Source organism: Limosilactobacillus sp. DJ3M12 (genome assembly GCF_947381695.1).
GTDB classification, from domain to species: domain Bacteria; phylum Bacillota; class Bacilli; order Lactobacillales; family Lactobacillaceae; genus Limosilactobacillus; species Limosilactobacillus kinnaridis.
This window is the reverse complement of the sequence record NZ_CANCWY010000004.1, coordinates 102,926-112,882: the sequence shown is the minus strand read 5'-3', so window position 1 is coordinate 112,882 and position 9,957 is coordinate 102,926. Positions and strand designations below refer to the sequence as shown.

12 protein-coding genes are annotated in these 9,957 nt (G+C 39.0%); 6 read left to right on the top strand and 6 right to left on the bottom strand.

Going from position 1 to position 9,957, the window contains the following annotated elements:
* From QOS06_RS04380 to QOS06_RS04365, 4 genes are all read right to left on the bottom strand, one after another.
* Positions 1 to 135 (bottom strand): helix-turn-helix domain-containing protein (locus QOS06_RS04380; RefSeq protein ID WP_349496567.1); only part of this gene is annotated, 135 nt, incomplete at its 3' end.
* Positions 136 to 334: 199 nt separating this feature from the next.
* Positions 335 to 1,327 (bottom strand): LacI family DNA-binding transcriptional regulator, encoded by a 993-nt coding sequence (locus QOS06_RS04375; RefSeq protein ID WP_085650208.1) that lies wholly within the window; start codon positions 1,325 to 1,327, stop codon positions 335 to 337.
* Positions 1,328 to 1,364: 37 nt separating this feature from the next.
* On the bottom strand, positions 1,365 to 2,816 hold the full coding sequence (locus QOS06_RS04370) for a UDP-glucose--hexose-1-phosphate uridylyltransferase (protein WP_085650209.1): 1,452 nt from the start codon (positions 2,814 to 2,816) through the stop codon (positions 1,365 to 1,367).
* A gap of 26 nt (positions 2,817 to 2,842) precedes the next feature.
* Positions 2,843 to 4,021 carry a galactokinase gene (locus QOS06_RS04365; RefSeq protein WP_085650210.1) on the bottom strand — a complete coding sequence of 393 codons (1,179 nt, stop codon included), beginning with the start codon at positions 4,019 to 4,021 and terminating at the stop codon, positions 2,843 to 2,845.
* A gap of 194 nt (positions 4,022 to 4,215) precedes the next feature.
* Here QOS06_RS04365 and QOS06_RS04360 point away from each other — a divergent pair, with 194 nt between their 5' ends.
* From QOS06_RS04360 to QOS06_RS04345, 4 genes are read left to right on the top strand one after another with little or no spacing between them, the layout of a single operon-like run.
* Positions 4,216 to 5,184 carry an SGNH/GDSL hydrolase family protein gene (locus tag QOS06_RS04360; RefSeq protein ID WP_078010073.1) on the top strand — a complete coding sequence of 323 codons (969 nt, stop codon included), beginning with the start codon at positions 4,216 to 4,218 and terminating at the stop codon, positions 5,182 to 5,184.
* Between the two features lie 29 nt (positions 5,185 to 5,213).
* Positions 5,214 to 5,996, top strand: a complete 783-nt coding sequence (locus tag QOS06_RS04355) for a tyrosine-protein phosphatase (protein WP_003669846.1) — start codon at positions 5,214 to 5,216, stop codon at positions 5,994 to 5,996.
* Between the two features lie 35 nt (positions 5,997 to 6,031).
* Entirely contained in the window at positions 6,032 to 6,538 is a 507-nt protein-coding gene (locus QOS06_RS04350) for a YbhB/YbcL family Raf kinase inhibitor-like protein (RefSeq protein WP_003669845.1), read from the top strand.
* A gap of 13 nt (positions 6,539 to 6,551) precedes the next feature.
* Positions 6,552 to 6,776, top strand: coding sequence for a hypothetical protein (locus QOS06_RS04345; RefSeq protein ID WP_003664967.1), 225 nt, complete (start codon positions 6,552 to 6,554; stop codon positions 6,774 to 6,776).
* A gap of 56 nt (positions 6,777 to 6,832) precedes the next feature.
* Here QOS06_RS04345 and QOS06_RS04340 read toward each other — a convergent pair whose 3' ends face one another.
* Both QOS06_RS04340 and QOS06_RS04335 read right to left on the bottom strand, forming a co-directional pair.
* Positions 6,833 to 7,159: a hypothetical protein gene (locus QOS06_RS04340; RefSeq protein ID WP_003669844.1), complete on the bottom strand. Its 327-nt coding sequence runs from the start codon at positions 7,157 to 7,159 to the stop codon at positions 6,833 to 6,835.
* Between the two features lie 23 nt (positions 7,160 to 7,182).
* The gene (locus tag QOS06_RS04335) at positions 7,183 to 8,304 is read right to left on the bottom strand and encodes a hypothetical protein (protein ID WP_003669843.1); all 1,122 of its coding nucleotides are present in this window, start codon (positions 8,302 to 8,304) and stop codon (positions 7,183 to 7,185) included.
* A gap of 106 nt (positions 8,305 to 8,410) precedes the next feature.
* Here QOS06_RS04335 and greA point away from each other — a divergent pair, with 106 nt between their 5' ends.
* Together greA and pnuC are read left to right on the top strand one after the other, a co-directional pair.
* Positions 8,411 to 8,908, top strand: a complete 498-nt coding sequence (gene greA / locus QOS06_RS04330; protein WP_085650212.1) for a transcription elongation factor GreA — start codon at positions 8,411 to 8,413, stop codon at positions 8,906 to 8,908.
* 250 nt (positions 8,909 to 9,158) lie between these two features.
* On the top strand, positions 9,159 to 9,911 hold the full coding sequence (pnuC, locus tag QOS06_RS04325; protein WP_085650213.1) for a nicotinamide riboside transporter PnuC: 753 nt from the start codon (positions 9,159 to 9,161) through the stop codon (positions 9,909 to 9,911).
* Positions 9,912 to 9,957: the final 46 nt, after the last annotated feature.

The window sequence follows — 9,957 nt, the reverse complement described above, 5'->3', positions numbered from 1 at the left end:
GCGACCAATTGCGCGATTGGAAAGTCCTTGCGACTTTAAAGTCGCAATCATCACACGTTCTTCTTTAGTAAGATGAGTATTCTTTTTATGAGTAGTCAATAAACTAGTAGACATGGTATCATTTAAGTGCGTCATTTGACGGATATCCTTTCATATAGGTTTGGTTCACTTAATATGATACCTAATGTCACGCCGAGTGGCGTTTTTTATTTACCACCAACTGGGTGGCTAATTTCATTCTATAATCCACCAGAATAAAAAAATAAAATGATTCAGTTTCAATTAGTAAAAGCAATAACGCCATTACTATCAAAACTGAATCATTTTTCATATGCTATCGGGTTGTTTGCCGTTTGATCAAGTGAGTTCCGACAACTGTCTTGCATGGGTCATTATTCGGATTCTGCAACCGTTTAATCATCATATCAACTGCGGCATGTGCCATTTCATCAGTGGCAACGTGTACTGCTGACATGCTTGGATAAACGTACTTAACGATTGCCGTATCGTTAAAACTAATCAAGGCGATTCGATTTGGAACGTTAATTTTGGCTTCTTGAATCGCTTTAAGCGCGCCAACTGCCATCGGATCATTTGCTACAAAGATTCCATGCGGCATACGGTCACCAAGCGTCGCAATTGCCTTTTTCATCGCGTTATATCCTGACATCGAGGTGTAGTCGCCAGCAAATATAAATTCTGGATGATAAAGGTTTTGTTGACGCAAGTTACTTTCAAAATAGAATCGCCGCAAATCAGGAACAATTTGTTGATCCGTTGTCTTTTCAGTTCCTGCCAACATACCAATATCATTAATTCCTTCGCTAACAAATTCTGAGATAACTGACCACACTGCATTTTCAAAGTCCGGTACTAAGCAATCGTAACCGGCAGCCAAACTATCGTAATCAACAAACACAATATTAGAAGTTACTAACCGCAATGCTTGAACTTGCGAATCACTAAACTTTCCAATCGCGATGATACCCGTAACATCCCGAGGAATTTCTTCCATATTGTTTTGATAAACGGGAACAGTCTGTAGTCCCTGTTGTTGCGCTGCTCGTTCGATTTCCATCCGAATTGCCATGTAATACAGGTCATCTAATTCTTGTGTAAGAGAATACCATTGAACAACAGCTACTCGTTGTACTTGGTTATTACGTGCTCGCTTATGCTTAGTATAGTTAAACTCTTCGGCAGTGGCTAACACTCGCTGACGTGTCTTTTCATTTACAGAAAGCGTCACATCATTATTTAAAATTCGCGATACAGTCGCAATAGATACCCCTGCTTTATCCGCGATATCATGTAATGTTACTGCCATACTGCTTCAGCGCCCCTTTCTTCATTTTAGGTTAAAACTATTTTAAAGCATCAACGAATCGTTGCCAACCTTCATTTCCAGCTGTGTTATCCTTAAAGACTCCCGCATTTTCCAAAACATTAGCAAAGACATTAGCAAGTTCTTGTTCCATAACCTCATCGACATTATCCGCGGTGATATTAATCCTTGACTGAACTTCTTTTGCCCATGGAAGATGACTATCTGCAATCTTATTTTCAGCACCAAGCCAAAACTTCTTGACTTCATTTAACTCATCCTTAAGCCGCGCTGGTAAGATAGCACGACCCATCACTTCAATCAAACCGATATTTTCCTTTTTAATGTGCCATAGCTTTTCATGTGGATGGAAGATTCCGAGTGGATATTCATCATTAGTATTATTATCCCGCAAAACTAAATCAAGAACAAACTTATCGCCTTCCCGATGCATAATTGGGGTAACAGTATGATGACGAAGTTCACCATCAAAAGCCTTAATATCAAGACTTTCATCACTGTATTGATCCCATACCTTAATAATATGTGTACCAAGATCAATTAGTTGCTCAGTATCGGTACTAGTTAAACGAATATCACTCATTGGCCAGTTAACGATTCCTGCATTAACAGCTGGATATTCATCAAAGTACAATTCTTTCTTAATAGAGGCTTTCATCATTGGGAAAATATGCTTACCACCTTGGTAGTGTTCATGAGCAAGCATTGATCCACCAACGATTGGTAAATCCGCATTGCTTCCAACGAAATAAGCTGGGAATTGCTTTTCAATTTCAACTAAGTTAATTAAAGTTTGCCGATTAATCTCCATTGGCTCATGCTTACTATCAAGGAAGATACAGTGTTCGTGGAAGTAAGCATATGGAGAATACTGGAATCCCCATTGTTGCCCCCCTACTGTAATTCGAATAATACGGTGGTTGCTTCGTGCTGCCTGTCCAAGACGTCCCTTGTAACCCTCATTTTCCATGCAAAGGGCACATTGTGGATACTTCTTAGCGGTATCATGAGCAGCCGCTGCAATTGCTTGGGGATCCTTTTCTGGCTTTGAAAGATTGATGGTAATTTCAAGATTGCCGTACTTAGTTGGTTTATCAAAGACAACATTCTTCTTGATAGCAGCTACTTTAACATAGTCGTTGCTAGTACATAAGTTATAGAACCAATCAGTCGCACTTGATGGAGATTGTTGGTACTTTTCCCAGAATTTATGATTAACTACTGATGGCGTTGGGGTCATCAAATCATAAAGCTGATCGTTTAAAATTTCCTTAGCAGTTTGACCATCATCAATTTTCCCGCGTTTAACAGCTAAATCAACAAGTTGACTAACAACAGATTCATCATCTTTAGCTTCAACATCTTCATCACCAACAAAGCCCCGAATCTTGTTTAAGACATAGATCCGGTCGAGTGGTTCATAAGTTCCACTAGCAATCACTTGGTCAGCAAACTTTTCCATTAACTTCATTTTCTCATTCCCCCACTAAAATACTATTAAAGCTTATGTGGTCCATCAACAACTTCAGCATCATAGAAACTGGCATCGTAACCAATCTTGTCCCGGTAGATCTTTCCAACATTCTTTTTGAAGTTTTCTGCTTCTGACTTCTTAACAATGGCAATCGCACTGCCGGCAAATCCACCGCCGACCATTCGAGCACCAAGGCAACCTGGTTGACCCCATGCGTTTTCTGCTAAGGTATCAAGTTCTTTACCAGTCACTTCATAATCATATTTAAGTGATACATGAGAAGCATTGATCAGACGGCCTAATTCTTCAAGATCGCCCTTTTCCATTGCATCAATGGCTTTCTTTGTCCGTTCATTTTCACTAACTGCATGACGGGCACGACGAATCAGCGTGTCATCATCAATTAAGTAGGTGTATTGATCAAATGTATCGGAGTCTAGTTCACCAAGTTTGTTAATATTAAGCTTCTTGTTAAGACGTTTAACTGCTTCTTCACATTCTTGGACCCGTTCGTTGTATTTGGAACCAGCTAAGGAGTGGTTCTTATTAGTACTCATGATAATGATTTCATAATCGCCAAGTTCAAGTGGCAAATACTTATATTCAAGAGTGTTGCAGTCAAGATAAATTGCGTTATTTTCTTTACCCATTCCGACAGCAAATTGGTCCATGATTCCGGAATTAAGACCAACGAAATCATTTTCAGTCTTTTGGCCAAGTTTAACTAATTCAATTTCATCAATATCAAGATTAAATTCATCCTTCAAGATATTTCCCATCAACATTTCAATTGATGCTGATGATGATAAGCCTGAACCATAAGGAAGAAAACCGTGGATGTATAAGTTAAATCCGTGATCAATCTTGAAGCCCCGTTGCTTTAGATAAACCAGCATCCCCTTAAAGTAGTTAACCCACTTTTCATCTTTAGCACTTTGCGGTTCTGTATCATTAATGTCAAAAGTAATAATCTTACTGTCTTCTTCTTTTGCTGAATTAGCTGAGTAAATGGCGACTGTTGTGTCCTCACGCGGTCCATATACCCCATAGGTCCCAATACTGATTGCACATGGAAAAACATGACCACCATTATAATCAGTATGTTCCCCGATCACATTAATCCGTCCTGGTGAGAAAAATACATCCTTCCCCGGTTCCTTAAATACATCTTGGTATTCAGCTAAAAATTGTTGCTTATCCATCAGAATAACCTCCATACATCAAACAAACATTAGTAAACTTTTACTAAATATAATTTACTACTTTTTAACCATCTCGTCAATAAGCGCTTACAAATAATTAAACACAACTAAGAAAACGGTTGCAAAGGATAAGGGATGATATACATAATTTCTTCTTTAATGCTACACTAGTCATAAATAATTGGAGGATTTAAATGAAGAACTACCAACCAACTGATCTAATTAAATTTGCTTCACGTACTGGACGCTGGACCGTTAAAAAGATTAATAATATGCCCACCTTATACACCACTAACCTTGGAAGCTACCTTCGTTTTAAGGTTTCAAATGCTAAAAAATGTCAAATTACTGTTTTGCCAAATCAAAATTCCCTATCTCCTAGCCAAGTGTTTGCATTTCGAATTGATGGCGGAAAGTGGCAACGAGCACAAGCTAGCTTAGAAAAAATTGATATTCCACTTGATTCGATATTACATACCATCGAAATAATGGCAGCCGGTAATTCCGACATTGACGAAGTGTGGCAAGGTAATGAAGGCTTTGCAATTAAAAACATTTATCTCGATAACGGCGCAATTATGGCAGCCCCGCAGCGTCCTGTGGTCAACTTTATCGGTGATTCAATCACGGCCGGTTGTTGGGTAGTTGGCAATCATCCTGCTGCTGACTACCGACCAGAAACTAACTATGCGGGAATTTGTGCAGATCTGCTTAATGTCGATAGTGTTCGAATAGCCTACTCTGCTGGGGGAGTGTTAAGACCTGCTACTGGCGGGGTCCCAACTGCCGATGTCTTTTTAGGAAAAATTGACAATCAGACATTATGGACGCCTAATCACCCTGATCTCAACGTGATTAATTTAGGCGTTAATGACCGTCGTTTCCCTCTAACTCAATTTATTGCCGCTTTCGATCTTTTTATTCAGCAAGTTAAGCTAACTTTTCCTCATGCTCCCTTAGCAATCATGATTCCTTTTAGTCAGACCTTTGCTTCTGCGATCCGCACAATTGCCACTAAACATAACTGTTCGATAATTGAAACTAAAACTTGGCACCATAGCTTTACTGATGGGCTCCATCCTGACCAAGCGGGCGCTATTACTGAAGGAAAAATGCTTGCACAAGCTTTACAACCTCTTTTATCTCAATTCAGTGTACAATAGTAGTAAGAGTTAATACGAGGAGGATTCTCATGGCTAACCAACGCTTACTTCCAATAAAAAATGGCTATAATTTTCGTGATCTTGGAGGTTATCCCACAGCAGATGGTCATCAAATAAAATGGCATCGTCTTATTCGTACTGGTTCACTTGCTCATTTAGATCAAAATGATCTCACCGTTTTAGATAATATTCCTATTTCGCTCGATATTGACCTCCGTGCTCCCGACGAAGTAAAGAAAGATCCTGATCGAGTGCCTTCCCAAGCAAAATATTATCATTTACCTGTTTTCGAAGCCGACGAAACAGACGCCTCACATAGTGATGAGGAAATCGCCGCACAGATGCAACAGCCAGGAAACGGTTATCACCATATGATTGATGTTTATCACCGAATGACCACGGCTGCTTCAGCTAAGCAGGCTTACCAGAAATTATTTAATCTCTTATTGAATAATGAACGCGGTGCCTTGCTATTTCATTGTACTGCTGGTAAAGATCGGACAGGAATGGCTGCTTATCTCATCCTCAGTGCCCTTGGCGTTGAGCAAAAGATTATTATGGAAGATTACCTGCTAACGAATACTGTTACTCAGGATTTTCGTAATCACTGGCTGCAAGATATGCGGAATCATGGAGCCAGCGAGGCACTAGTGACAAATCGGGCTGCCCTTGCCTCAGTAGCTCCTGATTACTTAAATACAGCAATCAAAAATATTACCCAGACTTATGGAAATATTAATCAGTATCTCAACAACTACCTTGATATTACTCCTACCGAAATAAAAGATTTACGAAAATTGTATTTAGATTAGGCTCGATTATAATTGTCTTATAAGGAGGAATTTTTATGCAAATCTCAGTACCATTAGTTAATGGGATGTTAGCAGATGAATATGGTAAATATGCGCCAGCAGCTGATATGCTAGCTGACCATCCAATTAAGTCATTTCCAATTAAAATTACCGACGCACCAGCAGATACAAAGACATTTGCACTCGTCTTTATCGATTATGACTCAACCCCTGTCTGTGGCTTCACTTGGATCCACTGGTTAGCCGCCAACATTCCAGCAACGTTAACAGATATCCCTGCAAATGCTAGTCGAGAATTAGCAGATAAATTTGTGCAGGGGAATAATAGCAATGCCGGCTCGTTGGTTAGTGGAAACCCATTGATTACTAGTGGTTATGTGGGTCCACAACCTCCCGACAAAACTCATGATTATACTTTAATGGTGTTTGCGTTAGACGATACTCTACCCTTAGAAAATAAATACTGGCTCAATGACTTCATCCACGCAGCCAAGGATCATATTCTAGCAAAAGCACAAATTGATTTGCCAAGTCGTGCATGAGGAGGAACTTATAATGGAAACAAGAATTTTCTTTAATCCAGGCGATTCAGTCGCTAATATTCATGACTATAATGAAGCTGTTCGAAAGGGACAAATTTTTAAACAAGCACGTCACAATGATGAACTTGTCATCGCCAAAGATCCTAACGATAAAGAATACGCAATTTTTTACGCTAAGGATGCCTTACCAGCTGAGCACGAAAAATCAAAGCCCTACGAAATTAAAAATCGGCTTTAAAATAGAAAATGACTCGCGGAAATTTCCACGGGTCATTTTCTATTTCGATAAAAAGCTTAACGACCACCAACAATTTTGGCTGTCGCATTTTCAAGCCGTTCAATTAATGAATCAGCATCGTTCTTAAAGTCATCAACAAATGAGCTCGATTGTGGTTGAATGCGTCCTACTTCATCACCCATAATATCCGTAACGACTAGGTCATCCCCATCCCACTTCACATCATCATAATGACCTTCAAGAGCTTCATCAAAAAATGCTTGGAGTATATCCCGAACAGCATTTTGAATAACAGTCTTTTCGTCAACTTGCTCACCACGTACCTGATGTTGAGCCAGCTGCATTGCTACTTCTTCCATATTTTCTGGAATTTCAACGCTCATTGTGGATTCCTCCTCTTAAAAAATTAATGGCGACGTAATTTCCGCCGAGCCTTTTTACTAAACTTGATTCCTTGAAGGGACTTCTTTTTCCGCTTTAATTGTGAATCAACTTGGTTATCGTTACTCTTAGCCACTTGTTGCTTTTGTTGCATTTCGCGTTGACGCTTGAGCAGGCGTTTACGTTCATATTCGCCCCATGGATTCAAGAGACCACGCATAAAGTCAGCAACTTCCTGCTTATGTTCGTCCATCCACGCTTCTGCTACATCTGCATCATCAGTATCGATACCATTACTATTGATGAATGATAAAACTAATTGAGTTTCACGCTCATCACGATTTAATGAGGCAAGCATGTCTTCTGATGGTTGCATATTAGCAATTGCCTTTAAGCCCAACTTGTATTGATCCATGTTGATGTAATCATTTTGCTTCAAGTATTCAAACAAGGCCTGCGCACTCGGTACGATGTTGTGAATTTGCTTAATTGAAATATGTGGATCTAATGGCATCATCATGCCCAATACGCGTTGCAAGTTGCTGAAAGTCCATTGACCTGGATATTCATTGCATTCTTGTACCATTAATTCCAAGAACTCTTGCACAACATAGTTCAACTCAACATCATCTAATTCAAGATTATTGAATTGGGAAGCAGACTTAATAGCTTGTTGCACATTTGCTGATAAGTCCTTGAACTTCTCAGGTGTCCATGTAATTTCTTTTTTAGCAGGACTTGCTTGAACCGAGGTTGCTTCTGCTTCGTCATTTTCCGCATCCCCATGTAATTGGGCCCATGTCTTATGTGCTTTCCGACACTCGTTCATCTTTGTCCGTTGTTCTTCCATTGCTTTTACAACTTCCGCAAGATTTTCAACTTTCAAAAATTCTTGATAAGCTCGCAAAACTGGAACAACCGCAATTCCAAATTGATTAGTTAGTGCTGGATCAGCGATGAATTCCCCGACCATGACCGCTTTTACTGCTTCTGGTGTCCAAGTAGTATCGGTCAAATGCTGATCATTTGCCATCTGGTTATTAAAACGCGTCAAAATATCCTGTGCATGCTTTTGCTGATTAGCAGATAACTGATGATAGTTGGACGAAGTAAGAAACTGGTCAATATGTTGTTCTTGTTCGTTCATTATCTATATATCCTCCGTCTCCAAATTGAATTTTCCTTTCTATCATATCATAATTATATCTAGTAAATATAACAAGATTGCTAATATACAAGGAGAAACTATACCAATGCAACGAAAAAAGATCCAAGAAGCAATGAAAAATGTCTATTTTCAAAAAATGACTGCAAATGGCTATCATGAAATTGAAGAACAAATTGCAAAATTACAACAGCAAAGACCTGCAAAAATTGGACAATTAAAAGCAGCCCGTGCGCTTGGTGACTTATCCGAAAATACAGAATATAGTACTGCTAAGCGTGAATTACGCCACCTTGAGAGCAGGCTTCGGTACCTCAATAAACAGCTTCAATATGCTGAAATTGTGACCCCCAAGAATGATCACACTATTGATTTAGGGACAACCGTGATAATTGAATTTGAAGATGACCATGAACAAGAAACTTATCATATTGTGGGAAAGCAGGAAGCTGATCTTGCCAAACAAAAAATCTCCTTTGATTCTCCCCTTGGTCAAGCCCTTCTTCACAAAACAGCTGGGATCACTGTAACTGTTGAAGCGCCGCAATCTTCATATAAAGTTAAAATTGTTAAAATTGAATTATAGTATTGATAAGTCATTCGATATTTCGTAATCCGCTAAAGGAAATTTTTAAATTTATTATTTTCAACGATAGGGTTAATTTTCCGCCCTTCAATTAATCTAAGCGACTGATTAAATAAACTTTTGGGTATTGCATCCCTGATTTTGACCCGGTATACTATTAAACGTTGCTTTTTTACATCCACAACATCTTGTGTTACTAGCCGGCAGTAACCACAAAATTGCACAACATATAGTAGAGGGAGTTAGATTAATGATTAGCGATTATTTTAAATTTCTTGCCCACCAATTAAAGGGCTGGCCACAACAAAATTATTACCTATTCTTTTTCAGTCTTGGCTGTCAGGTAATGACTTTAGTTAGTGCTCCAATAACGCGGGTAACTGTCATTACATTTATTGGAACCACGCTTGGAGTACTTTGCGTTTTAGCAATTAATGCTGCTAAGTCGGTAAATGGTTTCTTAGGTATTTTATCGGCATTATGTTTCATCATTGCTGGTTTTAGTGCTAAAAATTATTTAAGTATTGCCGAACAAATCGCCTATGTTATTACCCTCGATTTACCAGTATTACTTTCCGCAAATTGGAATGTTAACATGGCATCAAAGATCCGTAAATTCAATGCTCGTTCATGGACGGTTGCCATCATTGCAACAATTATTGTCTATCTCGTTTCTGGTTATTTAATCGGTCATCTTACTGACGATCCACGACCATGGATTGATGCAATCAGCTTTTCTATTAGTCTTTCCGCTGGTGTTATTTGCTTCTTGCGTTTTAACAATCAATATTTCTGGTGGCTTGCATCTGGTCTTGCACAACTAGTACTCTGGTTTGTTTCTTACAAGCAAGGATCTGCTACTTTAGCAATGGCCGTTAATAGCTCGATTTACCTTATTAATGATGTTCTCGCCTTTACCATTTCACCATGGTACAACGAACGTGAACGTCAACGTCTCAGTAAAGAAGAAGCAGCCTATGCCAAAGCAATGGGCTTAGAATAAATCTAAAAACAGCAAAGAGATTGAAAATTCAGTCAATTTGCTGTTT

Bases quoted from the DNA above. Each gene is read 5' to 3' on its own strand.
- QOS06_RS04365 (WP_085650210.1), bottom strand. From the start codon at position 4,021: ATGGATAAGCAACAATTTTTAGCTGAATACCAAGATGTATTTAAGGAA.
- QOS06_RS04350 (WP_003669845.1), top strand. From the start codon at position 6,032: ATGCAAATCTCAGTACCATTAGTTAATGGGATGTTAGCAGATGAATAT.
- QOS06_RS04340 (WP_003669844.1), bottom strand. From the start codon at position 7,159: ATGAGCGTTGAAATTCCAGAAAATATGGAAGAAGTAGCAATGCAGCTG.
- QOS06_RS04335 (WP_003669843.1), bottom strand. From the start codon at position 8,304: ATGAACGAACAAGAACAACATATTGACCAGTTTCTTACTTCGTCCAAC.
- QOS06_RS04375 (WP_085650208.1), bottom strand. From the start codon at position 1,327: ATGGCAGTAACATTACATGATATCGCGGATAAAGCAGGGGTATCTATT.
- QOS06_RS04360 (WP_078010073.1), top strand. From the start codon at position 4,216: ATGAAGAACTACCAACCAACTGATCTAATTAAATTTGCTTCACGTACT.
- pnuC (WP_085650213.1), top strand. From the start codon at position 9,159: ATGATTAGCGATTATTTTAAATTTCTTGCCCACCAATTAAAGGGCTGG.
- greA (WP_085650212.1), top strand. From the start codon at position 8,411: ATGCAACGAAAAAAGATCCAAGAAGCAATGAAAAATGTCTATTTTCAA.
- QOS06_RS04345 (WP_003664967.1), top strand. From the start codon at position 6,552: ATGGAAACAAGAATTTTCTTTAATCCAGGCGATTCAGTCGCTAATATT.
- QOS06_RS04370 (WP_085650209.1), bottom strand. From the start codon at position 2,816: ATGAAGTTAATGGAAAAGTTTGCTGACCAAGTGATTGCTAGTGGAACT.
- QOS06_RS04355 (WP_003669846.1), top strand. From the start codon at position 5,214: ATGGCTAACCAACGCTTACTTCCAATAAAAAATGGCTATAATTTTCGT.